Origin of the sequence: Bacillus sp. FSL W8-0848, assembly GCF_038007805.1 — a bacterium.
Taxonomy (GTDB): Bacteria; Bacillota; Bacilli; order Bacillales; family Bacillaceae; genus Bacillus; species Bacillus glycinifermentans.
Map to the genome: position 1 here is coordinate 1794654 of NZ_JBBOYB010000001.1, position 21893 is coordinate 1816546.

Sequence of the window (21893 nt, forward strand, 5' to 3'; positions counted from 1 at the left end):
AGGTGAAACGAAATGAAGACTGAACCATTATTTTTTGCACCCGTTTTCAAGGAAAGAATCTGGGGAGGTACGGCATTGGCTTCTTTCGGCTATGACATTCCATCGGATCGGACAGGGGAGTGCTGGGCTTTTGCCGCACATCAAAACGGGCAAAGCGTTGTTCAAAACGGAATGTATAAAGGGCTTACACTTACGGAATTGTGGGAAAAACACCGGCATTTATTCGGCCATGCAGAGGGGGACCGCTTTCCTCTCCTAACCAAAATATTAGACGCCAACCAAGACTTATCCGTTCAAGTACACCCAAATGATGAGTTTGCACGAAAAAGAGAAAACGGCGAACTCGGCAAAACGGAATGCTGGTATGTCATCGATTGCAAAGAAGATGCCGAAATCGTTTACGGACACCATGCAACATCAAAAGAAGAACTGATCTCCATGATCGAGCTTAAAGAATGGAACCGGCTTTTGCGGCGCGTGAAGGTAAAGCCGGGAGATTTCTTCCATGTACCAAGCGGAACGGTTCATGCGATCGGTGAAGGCATACAGATTTTAGAGACGCAGCAAAATTCTGATACAACGTACAGATTATACGATTATGACAGAAAAGATGCGGAGGGAAATCTGCGCGAGCTGCATCTTGAAAAAAGCATAGAAGTGATAGACGTTCCATTTACGGAACATCAGCCGGAAATCCGCCAAGAACAAACGGATGACCTCTGCGTCACCTCATTTATCGAGTGTCCCTATTTTTCAGTGAAAAAGTGGGAGGTAAAAGGAGCAGCCCGCTTAAAACAGGAAAAACCGTTCCTGCTTGTCAGCGTCATCAAAGGGGAAGGGGGCATCACCTCAAGCGGACATGAATATTCATTGAAAAAAGGAGATCACATCTTGCTGCCCGACGGCTTCGGCGAGTTCGAGATTAGCGGGCATGCCGAATGCATTGTATCAAGCCTGTAAAATGAAACCGGTTCCTTCGTGCGAGGAACCGGTTTTGTACGCAAGCTATTCTTTCAACATCCGAAAATCGATAATATTTCCGTATCGATCTGATTCAATATGGCAGCATCCCGTCATCAGCTGCTTTAATTTTTCGCGCCCGCGCTGCACCCTTGATTTCGCCCCTGAATAAGACATCCCCGTCTTTTCGCACAATTCCTTTTGCGACAGCCCCTGGATTTCTGTCAGTTCGAGCGCCTCCCGATACTTTTCCGGCAGCCTTTTGATCGAGGAGCGAATACAAGCAGCCGCTTCTTTTGTATAGTTTTCCTCTTCGGTGTCACCGCTTAATTCAATTTGCTCTGGAAGCTGTTCAATCGATTTATCCGTACGGTAAAAATCGATGATCGTATTTCGGGCAACCTTGTAGATCCAAGCGCGGATGTTTTGTACATTCTTTACATTCGAGAGATGAATTTGAACTTTCATAAATACGATTTGCACTAAATCATCAACTGCCGATTGGTCTTTGACTCTAAGCGCGATAAATGTTTTTAACGGCTCATGATATCTATTCCATAGATCTTCTACATTCACTTCAATAACCTCCTGCTGCATTTTGCGTCCGTTTTACATTTGCTTCGTCTTCTTTATCGTAACAGGAAGCCGGGAAGTTGTTGAATCATTTGCTTCACTGCTTACAAAACATTGTATAAGGAGAGGATTGTCATGAAATATACTTTTTTAGGAAGAACGGGATTGCGCGTCAGCCGTTTGTGCCTGGGGACGATGAACTTTGGAGTGGATACAGATGAAAAGACAGCATTCCGCATCATGGACGAAGCGCTCGATAGCGGCATACAGTTTTTTGATACCGCCAATATCTACGGCTGGGGTAAAAATGCCGGATTGACTGAAAGCCTCATCGGAAAATGGTTTGCCCAAGGGGGGCAGCGCCGCGAAAAAGTCGTCCTGGCGACGAAAGTGTATGAACCGATATCTGATTCAAACGACGGACCGAACGATACAAGAGGCCTGTCTCTTTACAAAATCAGACGCCACCTGGAAGGATCTCTGAAGCGGCTGCAGACCGACCATATCGAACTGTATCAAATGCATCATATCGACCGGCGGACCCCGTGGGATGAAATATGGGAAGCATTCGAGGGCCAGGTTCGATCAGGCAAGGTCGACTACATCGGCTCAAGCAACTTTGCAGGCTGGCATTTGGTCAAAGCACAGGCAGCAGCCGTGAGACGCAATTTCATGGGGCTTGTCACAGAGCAGCATAAGTATAGTTTATTAGAGCGGACGGCGGAAATGGAAGTGCTGCCGGCTGCCCGGGATCTCGGCCTTGGCGTAGTGGCATGGAGCCCGCTTGCAGGAGGGCTTCTCGGAGGCCGTGCGCTAAAAAAGCACGCCGGAACCCGAACGTCCCAAAGGGCGGATTTAATCGAAAAGCATCGAACACAGCTTGAGAGATTTTCGGCTTTATGCAAGGAGCTGGGGGAGAAAGAAGCCAATGTTGCGTTGGCATGGGTGCTTACAAATCCGGCGCTCACCGCACCGATTATCGGGCCAAGAACCGTAGAACAGCTGCGGGATGCGATCAGAGCGGTCGAAATCAGTCTGGAAGAAGACGTGCTCAGCGAGCTGAATGACATCTTTCCCGGACCTGGAGGGGAAACACCTGAGGTATATGCTTGGTAGACGTATTGACGAAAAGTTATTTCAGTAAATCTTTCAAACATCAGAAAAATGAGCTGTGCCGCCGAGAGACATCCCGATCGCCGGCCGGCTCATTCCTGGATTTCAGACTGCTACAGTTTCTTGATCACTTCCGATCCTGACTGTTTAACGATGGGAATTTTTGCAAGATTCACTTCATGACAAGACGATTGAGCATTGCTCGTTTAATTTTTATTTTTTTAATAAATTAAAATGCTGGAAGAGATGTCAAATGATTTTTGTGAAACAGAAAGAAAAACAGAGATACAGAAAGTAAATAGGATATATGAAGTTAAAAATCACTCAAAATCATCTCGTTTCGTCATTTTTAATGTTTTATCAAACTTTACAGTTCAATTTAACGAGAGTAATATAAATCTCATCAAAAATCTGAATAAAATTTCCAATTATCGTAACCGCTGAATTCCAGTTTGGAAGCGGGGGAACCATTTTTGTGGTACTGCCACTTGGGGTGAATCCTTTTTTAAAGGTAAGGTGACTCTTTGCACCTGAATCCGACAGCTAACCTCGCAAGCGTTTAAAGAGAACCCAAATACGTGCGGAAAGCACGGTTTCTTAACTGTGCCCTAAAAAAAGCCGTAAGAGGTTTGTTCTCTTGCGGCTTTTTTTCATGCCGTTTTACAGAAAACAAAGGGGGTGATGTACGTGTTGGATTTTTTGATGCTGGTCATCTTTGCCGCTTTGGTATCAATGATTCTTTTATTGGCCAAATGGGCTGAACATACAATCGGTCACCAACCAAAAAAATAACCGTGAAAGGAGAAGCGCAATGATTCTATTGATAGCTGCAGTTATCGCGCTGTTTACCTATTTGACATACGCCTTGCTTCATCCGGAAAAGTTTTAGTAAAACACAAGTGGGGGTTGAAGAAATGATTTTGTTTATTTCAATATGCGTCATCGTATTGATTGCACTTTTGTCAGCTAAACCAATGGGTCTTTACATTGCTAAAGCATTTGATTACGGCCCATCCAAAATCGACAGGCTGTTTCTCCCGGCTGAACGGTTATTTTACCGAATTGGCGGTGTGAAAACGGAAAATCAATCTTGGAAGAAATACGCGGTTTCCTTAGTATTAACAAACGCGGTCATGATCTTGATTGTTTATGCGGTCTTTCGGCTGCAAGGAATATTGCCGTTAAACCCGACGAATGTCAGCGGAATGAGTCCTTCGCTTGCGTTTAATACGGCAATCAGTTTTATGACCAATACGAATTTGCAGCACTACAGCGGCGAAATCGGTCTTTCCCTGTTTTCGCAAATGTTTGCGATTATCTTTTTAATGTTTACGGCGCCTGCCACTGCGTTGGCCGCGGCAATTGCCATGATTCGGGGCCTCGCCGGAAAACCGCTCGGAAACTTTTATGTTGATCTGGTCCGCTGTATTACCCGGATTCTGCTTCCGGTTGCAGCGGTCATGTCCCTTGTTTTTGTCGGTCTCGGCGTTCCGCAAACAGTTGATGCATCTGTAGTGGCAAAAACGCTGGAAGGAGGGGACCAAACGATTTTACGCGGACCCGTTGCATCCTTTTTATCCATAAAAGAGCTGGGAAACAACGGCGGGGGATATTTCGGAGCAAACTCTGCACACCCATTTGAAAATCCAAATGGGTGGAGCAATGCGCTGCAAATGTTATTAATGCTGCTTATCACCGTTTCACTGCCGTTTACGTATGGGAAAATGGTCGGAAACCCAAAACAGGGGCGCATTCTCTTTATCTCGGCGGGACTTCTCTTTTTATTCATAATGGGTGCAGCTTTTATGGCGGAATCCAACGGGAACCCGGCAATCAATGAAATGGGAATTCAGCATGAAGCCGGCAGTCTGGAAGGAAAAGAGGTCCGCTTCGGAACCTGGTATTCATCCTTGTATGCCATGGTGACAACGGCAAGTGAAACGGGTGCGGTCAATGCCATGCACGACAGCCTGATGCCTCTGACAGGATTGCTGGCCATGGCCAATATGATGCTGAACACCGTCTTCGGCGGATTCGGAGCCGGATTTATGAACATGCTGCTGTATGCGATGATCGCCGTGTTCTTGTCTGGTTTAATGGTTGGAAGAACACCTGAATTTTTAGGCAAAAAAATTGAAGGCAAAGAAATGAAGCTATTGGCTGTCACGTTGCTGATTCAGCCGCTGTTGATTTTAGGGGCGTCTGCACTTGCCCTCTATACCCCAATGGGACGGGAAGCCATCTCGAATCCCGGTTTTCACGGGATCAGCCAAATTTTGTACGAATTTACGTCCTCAGCGGCAAACAGCGGATCGGGTTTCGAAGGGCTGAAAGATGGAACAGCGTTCTGGAATATGTCAACAGGGATTGTGATGTTCATCGGCCGCTATATTTCAATTGTTACGCTTTTGGCAGTCGCCGGATCTTTGCTTGAAAAAAGAACGGTCCCTGACACCATCGGTACGTTCCGGACCGATTCGGGTATATTTGGCGGTATTTTCGTCACGGTGATTCTGATTGTCGGGGCATTAACCTTTTTCCCTGTGCTGGTTTTGGGACCTGCCGCAGAATTTTTAACTTTATAGGAGGGCTTACAGTGAACAATTTCAGCAATGCCGAACGGCAGCACGGAGCGGATTCGGTTCGGAAAACGAATAAAACCCTTAATAAAACGATTGTAAAAGAGGCGCTTAAAGACGCTGTTTTGAAATTGGATCCGCGCATCATGATTCGAAATCCGATTATGTTTGTCGTTGAGATAGGCTTTTTTATCTCGGTTTTAATTTCCGTATTCCCGCAATTTTTCGGGAGCATGGCGCCCGTCTGGTTTAATGCGGCGGTCTCCGTCATTTTACTGTTCACGGTTTTGTTCGCCAACTTCGCCGAAGCTCTGGCTGAAGGGAGAGGAAAGGCGCAGGCCGATTCTTTAAAACAGACGAAGAAGGGAATATGGGCCAATCAAGTAGTTAACGGGAATATAGAAAAAGTTTCATCTTCCGATCTTCGCAAGGGCGACATCGTCATCGTCTCCCAGGGAGAAATGATCCCGAGCGACGGCGAAGTGATCGCGGGTCTCGCTTCAGTCGACGAATCGGCGATTACCGGCGAATCAGCGCCGGTCATAAAAGAGGCGGGGGGCGATTTCAGCTCTGTTACGGGAGGAACCCGTGTTGTCAGCGATTCGATTAAAGTAAAAATTACAAGCGAACCAGGAGAAACGTTTTTGGATCAGATGATTGCCCTTGTTGAAGGAGCGGAAAGGCAAAAAACACCGAATGAAATCGCCTTGAATACGGTTTTGACAAGCTTAACGATCATCTTTCTCATCGTCGTCGTTACACTCCCGTTTTTTACCGGCTATCTTGGGTTTCAAATCGATCCGGCGGTCCTGATCGCTTTGCTGGTCTGCCTGATTCCTACGACAATCGGAGGTCTCTTGTCGGCGATCGGCATTGCAGGCATGGATCGAGTGACCCGCTTTAACGTACTTGCCATGTCGGGAAAAGCCGTCGAGGCGGCAGGCGATATTAATACGATTATTCTTGATAAAACCGGAACGATCACATTTGGAAACCGGATGGCAAGCGAATTTGTGCCAGTCGGTGATGAAACGCTCCAATCCGTCGGGGAATATGCGGCGATCAGCTCTATTCACGATGAAACGCCTGAAGGCCGGTCCGTCATCGACCTCGCCAAAAAACGGGCCATCGAATACGACTCGGCGGCTGAAGGAGAATGGATCGAATTTAAGGCGGAAACAAGAATGAGCGGCGTTGATTTGACGAATGGCAGAAAGGTCCGTAAAGGCGCCGTCGATGCCGTGAAAAAGTGGGTTGAAACAAACGGAGGAAACATCCCGCCGGACCTTGACAGGGAAAGCGGGCGAATTGCAAAAGAAGGCGGAACACCTCTGGCCGTTGCGGCAGACAATAAAATCTACGGTTTAATTTATTTGAAAGACACCGTAAAACCGGGGATGAGAGAACGCTTTGAAGAACTTCGGAGAATGGGCATCAAAACGGTGATGTGTACGGGTGATAATCCATTAACGGCGGCTACGATTGCCAAAGAGGCCGGCGTGGATGATTTTATCGCGGAAAGCAAACCGGAAGACAAAATCAACGTGATCAAACGCGAACAAGAGGAAGGTAAGCTGGTCGCCATGACAGGAGACGGCACGAACGATGCCCCGGCGCTGGCTCAAGCTGATGTGGGGCTGGCCATGAACAGCGGGACAACGGCGGCCAAAGAAGCGGCGAACATGGTCGATTTGGATTCCAACCCGACGAAAATCATTGAAGTGGTGTCGATCGGAAAACAGTTGCTTATGACTCGCGGTGCTCTTACAACGTTCAGCATCGCAAATGATATCGCCAAATATTTTGCGATTATCCCGGCGATGTTTATGCTGGCGATTCCTGAAATGAAAGTGCTGAATATCATGGGACTTGCTTCACCAATGTCAGCCATTTTGTCGGCGCTCATTTTTAATGCGGTAATTATTCCCCTGCTTGTCCCTTTAGCAATGAAAGGGGTCGCATACAAGGCGATGAGCTCAAATGCTTTGCTCGCCCGCAACCTGTTGATATATGGACTTGGCGGAGTGCTTGTCCCGTTTATCGGAATCAAGCTGATTGATCTTATGCTTCAGATATTTGTATAAGGTGGGAGATTACAATGAAAGAAATAGGTGCAATGATAAGAATCAGTTTATTGCTGTTGATTGTGTGCGGGCTTATGTATCCACTGGCCGTTACGGGAATCTCACAGGCCGTGATGCCGAAAAAGGCGAATGGAAGCCTTATTTACAACCGAAAAGGAGAGGTCATCGGCTCTGAATTAATCGGGCAGCAGTTTACTGATCCGCGCTTTTTTAACAGCAGAGTATCCAGCATCGGCTATGATGCCTCAAGTTCCGGATCGCCAAATGAGGCACCCTCAAATTCCGAGTTATTAAAACGGGTCAAAACATCAATCTCCGAATGGAAAAAGGAAAATCCGGATGTTCCCGTCAGCAAACTGCCGATTGACCTAATCACGAACTCTGCCTCGGGGCTTGATCCTGACATCAGCCCGGCCGCCGCATATGCACAAATCCCAAGAATCAGCCGTCTGACAGGGATTTCAAAGGCAGAACTCGAACAATTAGTTGAACAGCATGTCAAGAAGGCTTCCCTTTTCAGCGAAGCCCGCGTCAATGTTCTGCTGCTTAATATCGATCTGAAAGAAGAGCTGAAGTAACGGCTTCTCCCCCTGTGCCTGCCCCGGGAGACACAGGGGGAATCTTTAACGAAAGACGGAGATGCATATGATGCGAAGAAAACATATCCGAGTTTATCGAAGGAAAACACCGGAAGAACTGCTGGCTGAAATCGAACAGCTGAAAAGAGGACATTGGACCATTTATATCGGATCAGCTCCGGGCGTAGGGAAAACGTATCGAATGCTGCAGGAAGCCCATGATGTAAAACGCGAAGGCATAGACGTTGTCATCGGTTTGATCGAAACGCATAACCGGACGGAAACGGCCGCATTAATAAAGGATTTAGAGGTTATTCCTAAACGGAAAATTGAATATAAAGGAAAAGTCCTCAAGGAAATGGATGTTGAAGCGATCATTGAGCGAAAACCCGACCTTGTCATCGTCGATGAACTGGCTCATACGAATGTACCCGGTTCCAAGAATGAAAAACGACACATGGATGTTGAAGATATTTTGAAAGAAGGCATCAATGTTATGTCTGCGGTTAACATTCAGCATTTTGAAAGCGTTCATGACATCGTACAGCATGTGACCGGCGTTAAGGTAAGGGAACGGATTCCCGACCGGATTTTAGATCTGGCGAGCGAAGTCATCCTTATCGATGTCACGCCGGAAACCCTGCAGAAGCGCCTGAAAGAAGGAAAGATTTACGAAAAGCATAAGATTCAGCAAGCTTTAACCCATTTTTTTACAAAGCATAATTTAGCCGCACTGAGAGAGCTTGCTTTACGTGAAGTCGCCGACGATGTAGACGGCCGAATGGAACGTACAAATGGGCTGAATGGGAATCATCGGCCAAGAGGAACAAATGAAAAAATACTAGTTTGTATACAGCACGGCAAAAATGCTGAAAGGCTGATCCGCCGCGGTTGGCGAATCGCGAGCCGCTTAAAAGCCGATTTATTTGTTCTGAATGTTTCCCGCAGCACGATAGAAAACATATCGGCCGGCAAAAGAGCTCAAATTAAACAATGGAAACGGTTTTCTGCACAATTCGGCGCCGAGTTTATTTTTAAAATCGCAAACCAGCGCCATATTTCAGAGACGATTGCCAATGTGGCAACGGAAAAAAGCATCACGCAAATCGTTCTTGGACAATCTGCGCGGTCGAGATGGGAAGAAATCAGAAAAGGATCGATTGTAAATACGATCATGCGCCATACCGACGGAATCGATATTCACATCGTTTCTGATGAAAAAAAGTGAGATACTGATCCGGTGTTCTCTATGACGCCCTCTTTTTTTGAATTTGATAAGCGATCTCCATAAGTTCTGCACATTTTCGTTTTATGATATTGGCAAATACCATTAGAAGGAGAGTATGTGCATGCGAAAAAAACGATTTGTTCCATCATTGTTTGCTGTTCTTCTTATCGTACTTGGCGCTTGCGGAAACACAAACACGGATAAGGATCATGCAACGAAAGGAAACAATGAAGACACGCATGAGATGGATCACAGCAACATGGAAGTCCCTGAAGGTTTAAAAGAAGCAAAAAATCCAACATATAAAGTGGGAACGAAAGCGATCATGAACGCAAATCACATGAAAGGCATGAATGGCGCTGAAGCGACGATCACCGGCGCTTATGATACTGTCGTCTATGCCGTTTCATATACACCGACAACCGGCGGAAAACGAGTCGAAAACCACAAATGGGTCGTTCAAGAAGATATCAAAGATGCCGGCGATAAGCCGTTCAAACCGGGGGCAAAAGTAACCTTGGAGGCCGGCCATATGAAAGAGATGAAGGGGGCAACCGCCACAATCGATTCGGCGGAAAAAACGACGGTTTATATGGTGGATTATAAGCCGACAACCGGCGGGAAAGAAGTGAAAAATCATATGTGGCTGACCGAAAGCGAGCTTTCGCCTGCTGATTAAATGAGCCAAAAGAGCTTATTCGCCTGAGTAAGCTCTTTTTTATTGTGCATTTGCAGCCGGCACAAAGAACGATGAAAAACATGTACTGATTCTAAACATAAACATGTCATTTGTATGTAAAAAAAGAAAGAGGGGCTAACAGATCAAATTCAAAAGAACGAAACTCGCTGAATTAACCATTTCCTGCAATCCTTCAGGAGCCGGCCTTCCCGGATGAGCATCGTGTTATGTTCCAGCGAGGAATAAGTGAAAAGCTGCAAAAGAACTAAATCGAAAGTGAGATTTCTTTTCTAAGTTCCAGTTTTCGATATAAAAGCGCAAGCATCATCGATGGAATCGTACAAACAATCATTCCGATAAAGGCATATCTTGGCTCAATTTCGTATAAATAGCCGCCGAAAATTGTAAACACTGCAGTGCTCCAGCTAAGAGCCAATGCTGAATAAATACCTTGTGCTTTCGGAATCTGCACATGTGAAATGTTCTTTATCAGGTATTTCATAAAAGCATAGTGCCCCATAGCAAATGAGCAGGCATGCAAGGTTTGCGCTATACAGAAAACAATTACATTAGGAAAAGCAAATACTAATATCCAACGTACGGAAGAACCAAATGCCGCCATTGCAAGCAAGGAGCCTACTGAAAAATTGTGAAATCTCCGGTCTGCGATTGAGAAAAAGATAATTTCTGCAATCACGGCAATGTTAATTATTACACCTATTAAATATTGCGGTGCATGAATTTCTTGTAAAAAGAGATAACCATAATTGTAATAAGAAGCATGTGCCGCCTGGAGTAAGATGACTATAACCAGTACCAAACGAAAGCGCTTGATCCGGAGTAATTTTAACATACTCCCTTTTTGTGTTTGGTCTGCCGGCGGCTTTTTAGACAGAATCGTAGGCGCAGGCATGCAACCGAGACATACCAATACGGCTATACCAAGTAACAGCGCCCATAAAATAACTTCATCTCCAATTATCCCAGTAAAGATGGATAGAAACATGCCGGCCGAGATGAATCCAATAGATCCCCACTGCCGGCTTCTCCCGTAATGCCTTAATTGGCCGCTTTGCACGAGAGCTCCGGCGGCGCTATCAAGAGCGGGCATGAATGCAGGGTAAAAAAAATGGAATACTACTGTAACGATAAGCAAGCTGGTAAAGGAACCCGCCGGAATATAAAACAGAATAGCAACCAGCGTACCGATTCCCGCCCCATTCAATAAGGACTTGCTGCTAAATTTCCCTGACAAATAAGGAAAAGCAGCCAATGTGGAAAGGCCTCTTGCAACCAAACCCAGGCTCATAATCAAACTGGCTTGAGGAACCGTAATCCCTTTTGTATGAATGATCCATCCCGTCCAATAAGGCAGAAAAATGCCCCATGTCATAAAAAAACTAAAAAACTGTATGCTCATCCAGCGATGTGTGTTCATTCTGCATCCCCCCATCGTTTGCATGTTATCATGTAAACAGATAAAAAAATATGAGATATCTCATATTATCGGGGTGGATGATGGAAATCTACAAGGGTGAGAAAAAGCGGCAGCAGTTGGAGAGGCACTCTATTTCGCATCTGTTTTCTTTTCCAGTTGAAGAGTTTATGGAAGTGCACGAGTATCAGCGCGATGAATGGATGATTCGAGAAGGTACGAGAACGGAGTTCCTTTTTTACGTTATTGAAGGAAAAGCCAAAATATATGTCACACATCAAAATGGGAAGGTTTCCTTAATTAATTTTATCAATGCAAATGATTATATCGGAGAAATGGAATTATTACATGAGGCGTACTATACAAAAGGAGTTCAGGCATCAACGAAGACCGTTTGTTTTGCGCTTCCTGTTCATCGCTGTCGCAAACAATTAATGGAAGATGCAAAATTTCTGCGTGAATTAACCAAGTTTTTAAGTATAAAGGCAACACTTATGGCTGCAAAGTATTCCCAAAGCCTTGCATTCCCGCTTGAACATCGGCTTGCGGATTTTATTTTGCAAACAGCTGATGAAGGAGTTTATAAGGAGAAACATGTAACCGTTTGTGATTATTTAGGCGTATCCTACCGTCACTTACTGCATGTGATGACACAATTTTGCGATAAAGGTTATTTGCAAAAGGAAGGGCGGAATTTTCGCATTAAACAGTACGATTCCTTATATAAACTGACAGAAATGTTGAAAAATAAGTAGACTTTCAGACAAAATTAAATTTTACAGTAATCCATTAAGGAGATTCAGACATTCAATTCTGCAGTATGGGCGGCTTTCTATTACTTTTTAGCTAATTCAGCCAAAAACCCTTGTGTTAAAGTTCCCTTTAAGGTTTAACATATTCTTGTATCTTTTGATGAAGAAAGGGTGGGTTTATATCATGTGTAACCATAAAAGCATACCAAGCCGCGTGCTAAGCGCTCCAAGCGCAAAAGCAAAATTCGAACTGACGACGATTGAGCGGAGAGATTTACGGCCAAATGATGTTTTAATAGATATTAAGTTTAGCGGTATTTGCCATTCTGATATCCATAGTGCTTATGATGAATGGGGCGGCGGAATCTTCCCGATGGTTCCGGGACATGAAATTGCCGGAGTCGTGACAGCAGTAGGAGGGGACGTGACCAAATTTGCCGTCGGCGACCGCGTCGGCGTCGGCTGCTTTGTTGATTCCTGCGGAGAATGCGAATACTGCCTGAATGGCGAGGAGCAATTTTGTACAAAAGGCGTAGTCCAAACGTATAATTCATTAGACTATGATGGAAATCCGACGTACGGCGGCTACAGCCAAAAAATCGTTGTAAAAGAAGATTTCGTCGTCCGCATTCCAGACAATTTGGACTTGGATGCGGCAAGCCCGCTGCTGTGTGCAGGCATCACTACGTACTCTCCTTTGAAACATTGGAACGCCGGACCCGGCAAGAAGGTCGCCATTGTGGGAATGGGCGGTCTCGGCCATGTAGCCATCCAATTCGCGCATGCGATGGGTGCTGAAGTAACGGTTTTGAGCCGGTCTTTGAATAAGAAAGAGGAGGCCTTGAGCTTTGGCGCAGATCACTACTTTGCAACGAGTGATCCGGCTACATTCACCGGGCTGGCCGGCCGTTTTGACTTGATCCTAAATACGGTGTCTGCAAACCTTGACATTAATGCGTATTTATCAATGCTTCGCGTAGACGGAACGCTTGTCAACGTAGGTGCGCCAGCCGAACAGGATCAGTACAGCGTGTTTTCCTTAATCATGGGCCGCCGCAGCATTGCAGGTTCGCTTGTCGGCGGAATTCGCGAAACACAAGAAATGCTGGACTTTGCCGCAGAGCACGGTGTCGCTCCTAAAATTGAGGTTATCCGTGCCGACCAAGTAGACGAAGCGTATGAGCGCGTTCTTCGCAGTGATGTACGTTATCGATTCGTTATTGACATCTCTACCTTGTAATTCAAGAAAAATGCCTTTTATGTTTGACAAAAGATGGGATCAGCCGATTCAACTGGTTGAACCATCTTTTTGCGTTTTTTGCAGAAAAGTGGCCAGAATCAAATGAGGCAGACGTACCTGCCGATGTTTAATACAAAAAACGTGCTTTCCAATACACCTTGTAAAACGGCAAAAAACCCCTTGCCTTAAAGTCGGCTTTAAAGATTAATCTAAACGATATAAATCTGGTGTGGAGGAGAGGTTTTCCCACAATGCCGATCAGCAAGTAATCTGGGGACAAAATGAAATTTTAAAAAATAAGGAGAAACATGATGATCGTAAAAAAGCTTATCGTTCAGCTTCCGCGGGGACTGCAAGCAAGACATTCGGCTGTATTTGTACGAAAGGCATTCACTTTTAAAAGTGAAATCGTTTTAACAAAAAACGGGCGATCCGCGAATGGAAAGGATATCATGGAAATTATGAATTTGGCAGTTCAAGAGGGGGACGATATCACCTTAATCACCGATGGTATCGATGAGCAAGATGCTGCAAAGATCTTGGAAAAAATTCTTTCGACGAGAAAAAAGCTGATTAATTTATCTTAATCAGCTTTGTCCGTTTCCTTTTTTGACTCGTACTGCTTTTCTAATTGATTGTAGTATTCTATTTTCACATCAATTTTTTGAAAAGCCCGATCCAGATCTCTTTGTTTCTCCATCATTTTCTCTTTATGTTTTTCAAGTATCTGTTTGCGGTTCGGGATTGTCCAATCTCCTTTTTTTGTCAACTCGACAATCTCGCGTAATTCAGAAAGAGCAATGTCGGTCTTCCGAAGGCAGATCACGAGCTCCAGCCATGTCAAATCATTTTCATTAAAAATTCGGTTTCCATTGGCATCTCTTTTAATAAAGGGAAGGAGACCCTCTTGCTCGTAATACCGGAGCGTATGTGCAGGCAAACCGACCTTTTCAGAAACTTCTTTAATAGAATATCCCATTGCAACCTCCATATCTTTCACTATCATCATTTTCAAAAAAATAAAAAGCCCCCGGCAAAATTGCAGCAACCGGCTATTTGCTTTGGATTTCAACATTATTATAGACCTTAAAGTAGACTTGAAGGCAAATCGTGCGGAAGATCACCCAAGAATCTTGATCAGGAGGAAATATGTAAAATGACAATATTCGTAAACAGGCAAAGCTTTTAAGCCAACATTTTCTTTCCTTTGCCTCGAAGGAGACGGTTCACAGTCATGCTGGTGTATATGTTCGTGTACAGGAAAATGATAACCGAAAAAACATTTGTAAAATTCCCAAATATTCGCTATCATTGGTTTTAAACCCAATATATACAGAGTAAGGTTTATATTGTATGCTTCTGCTTAAAAGGAAAGATCGGTGAGCGTCCTGTGATGTCCTGCAGCTGTTTGAACGTCTGCAGCAGCATGTAGAAGGGAAGATTTGATGAGGACTTCGTATTCGGCGCAGCCTGAGAATTTTGCCGATTTCTGCATGCCAAAGCATAAGCGGTGAAAATCACGTGCTCTGTCTTTATATTACGCGCAGCAAGCGGGAGATTCAGGTAAGAATGAGAGAGCAATATCGAAAAGGCTTACAAACCGCTGTTGGGATCCGTTTTTTCCGAAAGGTATTCGATTTTTTCCAGGCAGCGCCAAATACCTTGCGTGTGCCGCGGATTTAATCCCCGATCCAAACGTGGCTGGACATACTTAAGACCGTAATCTGCAATTTCATATCTGGAACCGGGGCAGACACGATCTTCCCTTGAGGCACTCGAACCTGAAGAATTTGGGTTTTCAGATGGTCGTCAGGATATGCAAAATGATTTTGGCTTTGAAGATCCGGACACAGAAATTGCAAAAACGATCATTGCCGAAGAATAGAACTCATCAAAACACACCGGAAGAAAAGAAGGCGATAATTCGCATCAAGAAATTAATGTAAGCGTTTTCTTTTTTCTTCAATCATTATTCATGAGCGGAAGCGAGGAGGAAAGCGATGGGTAAAGCAGAACTTCGATGGAATGACCCCTTCATTTCTTATGATGTATCGGCAGCTGATGTATTTACTCCAGAAGATTTCAATGAGGAGGAGCAGCTCATTGCAAAAACGACTGAATTATTTGTCAGAAATGATGTAATCCCTCTTCTTGAATCGATTGATAAGCATCATCACGAAAACGCAAAAAAGTTGTTTCAGAAAGCGGGAGAGCTCGGCTTGCTTGGTATCGAAGTTCCGGAAGAGTATGGCGGCCTGTCTCTCAACAAGAAGCTTTCAGGGCTCGTAGCCGAGAAGATGGGAGCCGGCGGATCGTTCAGCGTCTCCTTTAATATTCATGCAGGTGTCGGGACATTGCCGTACATTTATTATGGAACAGAAGAACAAAAGCAAAAATACCTTCCGAAACTGGCATCGGGAGAATGGATCGGAGCGTATGCGCTCACAGAACCCAACGCAGGATCAGACGCTTTAAACGCAAAAACGACGGCCGTCCTGAACGAGGAGGGAACGGCCTGGATTTTAAATGGCGAAAAACAGTGGATTACGAACGCGCAAGTGGCTGATGTATATGTTGTCTTTGCAAAAACGAATGAAGGCATGACCGCATTTATCGTAGAGCGGTCGTTTAAAGGCGTTTCGATTGGACCTGAAGAGAAAAAGATGGGGATAAAAGGTTCTTCGACAGCAACTTTAATCTTGGAAGAAGTCAGCATACCGGCAAAGAATGTTCTGGGAACTGTCGGAAAAGGGCATCACGTAGCATTGAACATTTTGAACATGGCGCGATTAAAGCTGGCGTTTTCCAACATTGGAACATCGAAGCAAGCATTGAACCTTTCCGTGAACTACGCCAAACAGCGTAAACAGTTTAATAGGCCGATCATCAGCTTTTCAATGATTCAAGAAAAGGTTGCGGATATGGCGATATCTATTTACGGAGCGGAAAGCGCCGCCTACAGGACGGCGGAAAGCCTGGACAATGTGTTTGAGCCTGCTGTTCCGCTGGACGAAAGATTGAAAGAACTGGCAAACTATGCATCTGAATGTGCGATCAATAAAGTAAACTGTTCTGAAATACTCGGCCGGATCGTAGACGAAGCGGTGCAGATTCACGGCGGCTACGGGTACATGCAGGAGTATGAAGTCGAACGATTGTACCGGGATGCAAGGATAAGCCGAATATTCGAAGGCACAAACGAAATAAACCGCCTGACGATCGCCAAGCTTTTGATGAAACAAGCGCAGCAAAGCATCGGCACTAGGTTTGAAACTCAATTAAGCAAGCAAGAAAACCGCAACCGGCAATTCATCGACCTTTCCAATCGTCTCCTCAACAAATCTTTGAACGCACTAACACACTCTACCATTGACATTCAGCAGGAACAGGAATACTCCCGGCTCATCGCCGACATGAAAAAAGAAATCTATGTGATGGAATCCGCAGTCATACGTGCGGAAAAAGCGGTGCAAAAGAGCGGGAGGGAAAAAGAACAGTTAAAAGAGTTGATGACCAATGTCATTTGTGAAGACGGGTTTAGGAGAATTGAAGAGATGGCGGTGTCCGTCTTAGCAGGGATAGAATCAAATGAAGCCGAAAGAAAGCTCGTATTGGAAGAGATTCGCAGCCTTCCTGTCCCTCTTTACAGCAACCTGTTTGCTCAAAAACGCGAAATTGCAAAAAGAATAGCCGCTCATGAAAAATATATGGTGTGAACGGAGTGAAGCGTTGTGAAAAAAATCGGGTTTATCGGTTTGGGCAACATGGGTCTTCCCATGTCAAAAAATTTGCTTCTGTCAAACTTTACTGTGTATGGAATGGATCTCAACAAAGACGCTGAGATGTCTTTTCATCAAGCAGGGGGAACGATCGGCATTCCGCTTGATAAGATGGTTGAATTAAGTGATGTCATCCTTACAAGCCTTCCTTCATCAACCGCAGTAGAAGAGGTTTTTCTTGGGGAAAAAGGACTCGTCAATCTTGCTGAACCCGGCATCCTGCTGGTTGATACGAGTACGGTCGCTCCTGAACTGAATATCCGCATTGAAGAGGCGGCGAAGAATAAAGGCGTCGATTTTCTGGCGGCCCCTGTCAGCGGCGGCGTAATAGGGGCGGTAAACCGGACGCTCACCTTTATGGCAGGAGGTTCGAAATCCGCTTTCGATAAAGCACTGCCTGTTTTTAAAGCAATGGGCGAGAATATTTTTCATGTGAACGAGAATGTCGACAGCGGTACGAAGACGAAGTTGATCAACAACCTCTTAATCGGATTTTATACAGCAGGAGTCAGCGAGGCTCTGCATCTTGCCAAAAACAGCAATTTAGATCTTGATCAATTGTTTGAGATGCTGAACGTCAGTTATGGGCAGAGCCGTATCTATGAACGCAATTATAAAAGCTTCATAGCGGATCATCGCTATGAACCCGGCTTTTCTTTAAAGCTCCTGCTGAAAGATCTCGGCTTTGCATTGGATTTAGCAAAAAAGAACAAGGTGGAACTGCCGGTGAGCAAAATTCTCTTTGACCTGTATGAAGAAGCCGAAAAGAACGGGTATGGCGAAAAGGATATGTCTGTCTTATACAAAAAAATAAGCGAGCAGACAACTGCTTTATTGTAAAGAGAGGTGTGAAAACAGATGCTTACAACGAATGTTAAAAAAATGAAGAACAACATTAACGGAGAGTGGGTGGATTCTGCAGGTGCCGAAGTCGAAGAGGTGATCAATCCTGCAGACGGAAATATAATCGCCTATGTGCCTCTGTCTGCAAGAGCAGATGTAGACCGCGCCGTACAGGCTGCCCAGCATGCTTATCAGACCTGGTCATTGGTGCCTGTCCCCAACAGAACAAGACGTTTATACAAATATTTGCAGCTTCTTCAAGAGCATAAGGAACAATTGGCCGACATCATTACGATGGAAAACGGCAAAACGTTAAAGGATGCCCGCGGGGAAGTGCAGCGGGGGATCGAAGTCGTTGAACTCGCGACCGCCACGCCTACTTTAATGATGGGGGAATCCTTGCCCGCGATTGCAGACGGCATCGACGGATCCATCTGGCGCTATCCTTTAGGAGTCGTTGCCGGCATTACGCCATTTAACTTTCCCATGATGGTTCCCCTGTGGATGTTTCCGCTGGCTATCGCTTGCGGAAACACGTTTGTCCTGAAAGCCTCGGAACGGACGCCTATTCTTGCGGAGAAACTTGTAGAGCTGTTCTATGAATCAGGTTTTCCGAAAGGTGTCCTGAACCTCGTCCAGGGGGGGAAAGAAGTCGTAAACGGTTTATTGGAGAACGAAGATATCAAAGCCATTTCCTTCGTTGGTTCGGAGCCGGTAGCAAGGTATGTGTACCAAAAGGGTACAGCTAACGGAAAACGTGTTCAGGCACTTGCCGGTGCTAAAAATCATGCGATTGTCCTGGCGGATTGCCACCTTGAAAAATCGGTTCAAGGCATCATCGGCGCGGCGTTCGGAAGCAGCGGGGAACGCTGCATGGCATGCTCAGTGGCGGCAGTCGTTGATGAAATCGCCGACGAATTCATGGAATTGCTCGTTTCTGAAACAAGAAAACTGAAAACGGGAGACGGCAGATCTGAGGATCACTTTGTCGGCCCGCTGATCCGAGAAGTCCACAAAAACCGCGTCCTTGATTATATTGACAGCGGCGTAAAGGAAGGAGCCGTTTTAGCCGTTGACGGACGCGATCCGGATGTTAAAGAAGGATATTTTGTAGGAGCGACTATTTTTGATCGCGTGACACCGGACATGAAAATATGGCAGGACGAAATCTTCGCGCCTGTCTTGAGCGTCGTGCGGGTGAAAGACCTTGATGAAGGGATCGAACTCGCCAATCAATCGAAATTTGCCAACGGCGCCGTGATTTACACGTCGAACGGCAAAAGCGTTCAACAATTCCGAGATAAAATTGATGCCGGCATGATCGGCGTGAATGTCAATGTACCGGCTCCAATGGCGTTCTTCTCCTTCGCGGGGAACAAGGCCTCTTTCTACGGCGATCTTGGAACAAACGGAAAAGACGGCGTCCAATTTTACACACGTAAAAAAGTCGTTACCGAACGATGGTTCTAGCCTTTAACCCCCTCTAACAGCTCAATAATGCCCTTTAGAGGGGTCTTTTTTATACTGGAGGGATAAATCTTGAACTGCAAATACGTAGCGCTTGAAAAAGAACATTTTATCACGACTGTCACATTGAACAATCCGCCGGTAAATACCCTATCTTCTTCCTGTATCGCCGAGCTCAGGTCACTTTTTAGAGAACTCGCCGCAGATGATGACACAAGAGCGATTATCATCACAGGGGAGGGCCGATTCTTTGCGGCAGGGGCAGACATAAAAGAATTCGTTTCAAAATTAGGAGATGAAAGGCAAGGATTGGCGCTGGCCGAAGGAGGCCAGGCGCTCTGCAATGAAATCGAAGCTCTAAAAAAACCCGTCATCGCCGCGATAAACGGACCGGCTCTTGGCGGAGGTTTTGAACTGGCGATGAGCTGCCACTTCAGAATCATATCAGATCAGGCGACAGTCGGTCTGCCGGAATTAAAGCTCGGGCTGATTCCTGCGTTTGGGGGTACACAGCGGCTCCGCAAGATAGCGGGTACAGCCGCAGCACTTGACCTCATCCTTACAAGCCGGCCGCTTTCAGCTCATGAAGCGGTAGAGCTAAAGATCGCGCAGCTTGCCGAGAAGGAAGAGGAACTCATGAAGACGGCAACTGCTGTCGCAATGTCGTTTGTAGAAGGAAAAAGCATGACAAGTGTCATGCGTGCAGTCGAATGTATCATACAAGGCAGCAATGAGAGCATGGAACAAGGGCTGGAAAGGGAACGAAAAAGATTTGCCGAACTGTTTCTGACGTCAGATGCCAAAGAAGGCATTCACGCATTCGTCGAGAAACGAAAACCAGATTTTCATCATTCATAAAAGGAGGGGATCAAGATGTCTGATGACGTTTTGTGTTCCGTCAATCAAAATGGCGTCGCAACTATTGTTTTGAACCGTCCGAAAGCGCTCAACTCACTCACTTATGACATGGTTCGCGTGATTGGCGAAAAGTTAACAGAATGGAAGACAGATCATAACGTTTCTGTCGTGATCATCAAAGGCGCAGGTCCAAAAGGGCTTTGTGCCGGCGGTGATATTAAAGCGCTCTACCAGGCTCGTTCGTCCAAACAAGCAATGCAGGCTGCTGAGCGTTTTTTTGAAAAAGAATATGAGACCGATATGGCCGTCTATCGATTTCCGAAGCCGATCATCGCCTGTTTAGACGGCATCGTCATGGGTGGAGGGGTAGGCCTGACGTATGGAGCCAGCCACCGGATTGTGACGGAAAGAACGAAATGGGCGATGCCGGAAATGAATATCGGTTTCTTTCCGGATGTCGGCGCAGCCTATTTTTTTAACAAAGCACCCGGTCACATTGGGCGCTACCTCGCATTAACGGCGTCTGTCATCCATGCCGCTGATGTGCTGTATATGAATGGTGCAGACATTTACATGGAAAGCGGCGCTTTAGAGCAATTGATTAAAAAAGTGGAACATACGAACTGGAACCTTGTAAAAGTTGAGGAAAAGCTTGATGAGATGATCGGAGAATTTCGAACGGAGCCTTCTCAAAAGAGCGGGCTCTCTTCTCATCAAAAAACGATTGACCATCATTTTAGGTTCGATACGTTGGAAGAGATCCTTCAGTCGCTCGACAGCGAGGAAAGCGACTTTGGCGCGAATATAAAGAAACTGCTTCTTTCCAAGTCCCCATTTTCATTGAAGATCGCATTAAAGCAACTGGCGGGCGGCAAACAAAAAACGCTGGAAGAATGCTTTGCCACGGATCTGCTGCTTGCAAAGAACTTTTTGAGACACAGTGATTTTTATGAAGGCGTGCGGTCCGTCCTGATCGATCGCGATCAATCGCCGAACTATGAGTACAGGAACGTTTCAGATGTAAGCGATGAGGCGGTAGGTAAGTTCTTTAAACCTCCTGAATCTGCCCAATTATAATTTGGGAGCTGGCCTTAAGACGTCAGCTCTTTTTTGCGAAAAAAGATCCCTCACATATCCGAGATGTTTTTGGTATATTTTTCTATGCAGAGAATATGTATACTAACAATATTTGGTTGGAGGTTGACAACATGAGCATCGGAAAACTAAGCAAGTATTTCTTGTCACTAGCTATTGCCTTCGCGGCGGTCCTGTCCTTTAATGCAGCATCTGCAAATGCTGCATCAAGCGGCACTATTAAGCCAAACGAATGCTCAACCCACATCTTCACCGTGTACGACGAAACAGTTGGCATTGGCGGTTCCGGGCGTGCGCATTTTTATTGCGGCAGTATCAACGGCGGTCCTCAAATTGAATTTTCGGAAGACGATTTAACGGTTTCGGTTGATGATCCCTTTATTCTTCATGCATATGCTAATCCAGGCTTGAAATCGGTGGACTATAAAGGCCTCAAAAAAGGGGATGCTGAGGTAACGATTTATTGGAAAAACAAGCCGGAGGGCACCAAATACACATTTTTATTGGTGCAAATAAAATAATGGCTGCAGTTTTTTAGAGTAGGGTAAAAACCTTGAACGGCCGGGCCTTTCAAGGTTTTTTCGGTTTTCTGCATCGAAAACGGGACAGGAGAAGAAGAGGGGGCAGGCT

At 45.5% G+C, this 21893-nt stretch carries 19 protein-coding genes, 1 pseudogene and 1 riboswitch; of the genes and pseudogenes, 17 read left to right on the forward strand and 3 right to left on the reverse strand.

The annotated features are described in order from the left end of the window. Positions 1–12: 12 nt before the first annotated feature. Positions 13–960 (forward strand): mannose-6-phosphate isomerase, class I, encoded by a 948-nt coding sequence (manA, locus tag NSQ39_RS09385; RefSeq protein WP_046131428.1) that lies wholly within the window; start codon positions 13–15, stop codon positions 958–960. A gap of 45 nt (positions 961–1005) precedes the next feature. Here the strand turns inward: manA and sigZ are convergent, their stop codons facing one another. Then, positions 1006–1536: an RNA polymerase sigma factor SigZ gene (gene sigZ / locus NSQ39_RS09390; RefSeq protein ID WP_175075129.1), complete on the reverse strand. Its 531-nt coding sequence runs from the start codon at positions 1534–1536 to the stop codon at positions 1006–1008. Between the two features lie 132 nt (positions 1537–1668). Between sigZ and NSQ39_RS09395 the strand changes: the two genes are divergently transcribed. From NSQ39_RS09395 to NSQ39_RS09420, 7 genes are all read left to right on the forward strand, one after another. Continuing rightward, complete coding sequence (locus tag NSQ39_RS09395) at positions 1669–2649, forward strand: aldo/keto reductase (protein WP_175075130.1); 981 nt, start codon at positions 1669–1671, stop codon at positions 2647–2649. A gap of 425 nt (positions 2650–3074) precedes the next feature. Further along, positions 3075–3220, forward strand: a riboswitch (cyclic di-AMP (ydaO/yuaA leader). Positions 3221–3457: 237 nt separating this feature from the next. After that, on the forward strand, positions 3458–3535 hold the full coding sequence (kdpF, locus tag NSQ39_RS23080; RefSeq protein WP_082094120.1) for a K(+)-transporting ATPase subunit F: 78 nt from the start codon (positions 3458–3460) through the stop codon (positions 3533–3535). A gap of 25 nt (positions 3536–3560) precedes the next feature. Further along, a complete protein-coding gene (kdpA, locus tag NSQ39_RS09400) occupies positions 3561–5231 on the forward strand; it encodes a potassium-transporting ATPase subunit KdpA (protein WP_202049111.1) in 1671 nt (556 codons plus the stop codon). A gap of 11 nt (positions 5232–5242) precedes the next feature. After that, entirely contained in the window at positions 5243–7309 is a 2067-nt protein-coding gene (gene kdpB / locus NSQ39_RS09405; RefSeq protein ID WP_341014646.1) for a potassium-transporting ATPase subunit KdpB, read from the forward strand. Between the two features lie 14 nt (positions 7310–7323). Continuing rightward, a complete protein-coding gene (gene kdpC / locus NSQ39_RS09410; protein ID WP_175075131.1) occupies positions 7324–7887 on the forward strand; it encodes a potassium-transporting ATPase subunit KdpC in 564 nt (187 codons plus the stop codon). 70 nt (positions 7888–7957) lie between these two features. Further along, entirely contained in the window at positions 7958–9115 is a 1158-nt protein-coding gene (kdpDN, locus tag NSQ39_RS09415; RefSeq protein ID WP_175075132.1) for a KdpD-like non-kinase potassium sensor, read from the forward strand. 121 nt (positions 9116–9236) lie between these two features. Then, positions 9237–9794 carry a DUF1541 domain-containing protein gene (locus NSQ39_RS09420; RefSeq protein ID WP_175075133.1) on the forward strand — a complete coding sequence of 186 codons (558 nt, stop codon included), beginning with the start codon at positions 9237–9239 and terminating at the stop codon, positions 9792–9794. 265 nt (positions 9795–10059) lie between these two features. On the opposite strand, the gene NSQ39_RS09425 is transcribed toward NSQ39_RS09420, so the two are convergent. Further along, positions 10060–11232: an MFS transporter gene (locus tag NSQ39_RS09425; protein WP_175075134.1), complete on the reverse strand. Its 1173-nt coding sequence runs from the start codon at positions 11230–11232 to the stop codon at positions 10060–10062. Between the two features lie 80 nt (positions 11233–11312). Between NSQ39_RS09425 and yeiL the strand changes: the two genes are divergently transcribed. From yeiL to NSQ39_RS09440, 3 genes are all read left to right on the forward strand, one after another. Further along, positions 11313–11984: a transcriptional regulator YeiL gene (gene yeiL, locus NSQ39_RS09430; protein ID WP_046131422.1), complete on the forward strand. Its 672-nt coding sequence runs from the start codon at positions 11313–11315 to the stop codon at positions 11982–11984. Between the two features lie 181 nt (positions 11985–12165). Beyond that, the gene (locus NSQ39_RS09435) at positions 12166–13221 is read left to right on the forward strand and encodes an NAD(P)-dependent alcohol dehydrogenase (RefSeq protein WP_046131421.1); all 1056 of its coding nucleotides are present in this window, start codon (positions 12166–12168) and stop codon (positions 13219–13221) included. Between the two features lie 308 nt (positions 13222–13529). Beyond that, a complete protein-coding gene (locus NSQ39_RS09440; protein ID WP_373687979.1) occupies positions 13530–13808 on the forward strand; it encodes an HPr family phosphocarrier protein in 279 nt (92 codons plus the stop codon). On the opposite strand, the gene NSQ39_RS09445 is transcribed toward NSQ39_RS09440, so the two are convergent. After that, complete coding sequence (locus tag NSQ39_RS09445; RefSeq protein WP_175075198.1) at positions 13805–14200, reverse strand: MerR family transcriptional regulator; 396 nt, start codon at positions 14198–14200, stop codon at positions 13805–13807. The genes NSQ39_RS09440 and NSQ39_RS09445 overlap by 4 nt on opposite strands. Positions 14201–15221: 1021 nt before the next feature. On the opposite strand from NSQ39_RS09445, the gene NSQ39_RS09450 reads away from it, so the two are divergent. The 6 genes and pseudogenes from NSQ39_RS09450 (at position 15222) to NSQ39_RS09475 (ending at position 21784) form a co-directional block, all read left to right on the forward strand. Beyond that, entirely contained in the window at positions 15222–16937 is a 1716-nt protein-coding gene (locus tag NSQ39_RS09450; protein WP_175075136.1) for an acyl-CoA dehydrogenase family protein, read from the forward strand. Positions 16938–16952: 15 nt separating this feature from the next. Continuing rightward, a complete protein-coding gene (locus tag NSQ39_RS09455; protein ID WP_175075137.1) occupies positions 16953–17840 on the forward strand; it encodes an NAD(P)-dependent oxidoreductase in 888 nt (295 codons plus the stop codon). Between the two features lie 18 nt (positions 17841–17858). Continuing rightward, complete coding sequence (locus tag NSQ39_RS09460) at positions 17859–19313, forward strand: CoA-acylating methylmalonate-semialdehyde dehydrogenase (RefSeq protein WP_175075138.1); 1455 nt, start codon at positions 17859–17861, stop codon at positions 19311–19313. A gap of 69 nt (positions 19314–19382) precedes the next feature. After that, the gene (locus NSQ39_RS09465; RefSeq protein ID WP_175075139.1) at positions 19383–20168 is read left to right on the forward strand and encodes an enoyl-CoA hydratase-related protein; all 786 of its coding nucleotides are present in this window, start codon (positions 19383–19385) and stop codon (positions 20166–20168) included. 15 nt (positions 20169–20183) lie between these two features. Continuing rightward, positions 20184–21234, forward strand: a pseudogene (locus NSQ39_RS09470) (enoyl-CoA hydratase/isomerase family protein); the annotation flags it as partial. Positions 21235–21376: 142 nt separating this feature from the next. Beyond that, entirely contained in the window at positions 21377–21784 is a 408-nt protein-coding gene (locus NSQ39_RS09475) for a hypothetical protein (protein WP_175075141.1), read from the forward strand. Positions 21785–21893: the final 109 nt, after the last annotated feature.

What these genes read in the sequence shown, in the direction of transcription:
- manA (WP_046131428.1), top strand. Translation starts at nt 13, where the DNA reads ATGAAGACTGAACCATTATTTTTTGCACCCGTTTTCAAGGAAAGAATC.
- NSQ39_RS09395 (WP_175075130.1), top strand. Translation starts at nt 1,669, where the DNA reads ATGAAATATACTTTTTTAGGAAGAACGGGATTGCGCGTCAGCCGTTTG.
- kdpF (WP_082094120.1), top strand. Translation starts at nt 3,458, where the DNA reads ATGATTCTATTGATAGCTGCAGTTATCGCGCTGTTTACCTATTTGACA.
- kdpA (WP_202049111.1), top strand. Translation starts at nt 3,561, where the DNA reads ATGATTTTGTTTATTTCAATATGCGTCATCGTATTGATTGCACTTTTG.
- kdpC (WP_175075131.1), top strand. Translation starts at nt 7,324, where the DNA reads ATGAAAGAAATAGGTGCAATGATAAGAATCAGTTTATTGCTGTTGATT.
- kdpDN (WP_175075132.1), top strand. Translation starts at nt 7,958, where the DNA reads ATGCGAAGAAAACATATCCGAGTTTATCGAAGGAAAACACCGGAAGAA.
- NSQ39_RS09420 (WP_175075133.1), top strand. Translation starts at nt 9,237, where the DNA reads ATGCGAAAAAAACGATTTGTTCCATCATTGTTTGCTGTTCTTCTTATC.
- NSQ39_RS09425 (WP_175075134.1), bottom strand. Translation starts at nt 11,232, where the DNA reads ATGAACACACATCGCTGGATGAGCATACAGTTTTTTAGTTTTTTTATG.
- yeiL (WP_046131422.1), top strand. Translation starts at nt 11,313, where the DNA reads ATGGAAATCTACAAGGGTGAGAAAAAGCGGCAGCAGTTGGAGAGGCAC.
- NSQ39_RS09435 (WP_046131421.1), top strand. Translation starts at nt 12,166, where the DNA reads ATGTGTAACCATAAAAGCATACCAAGCCGCGTGCTAAGCGCTCCAAGC.
- NSQ39_RS09440 (WP_373687979.1), top strand. Translation starts at nt 13,530, where the DNA reads ATGATGATCGTAAAAAAGCTTATCGTTCAGCTTCCGCGGGGACTGCAA.
- NSQ39_RS09445 (WP_175075198.1), bottom strand. Translation starts at nt 14,200, where the DNA reads ATGGGATATTCTATTAAAGAAGTTTCTGAAAAGGTCGGTTTGCCTGCA.
- NSQ39_RS09450 (WP_175075136.1), top strand. Translation starts at nt 15,222, where the DNA reads ATGGGTAAAGCAGAACTTCGATGGAATGACCCCTTCATTTCTTATGAT.
- NSQ39_RS09460 (WP_175075138.1), top strand. Translation starts at nt 17,859, where the DNA reads ATGCTTACAACGAATGTTAAAAAAATGAAGAACAACATTAACGGAGAG.
- NSQ39_RS09475 (WP_175075141.1), top strand. Translation starts at nt 21,377, where the DNA reads ATGAGCATCGGAAAACTAAGCAAGTATTTCTTGTCACTAGCTATTGCC.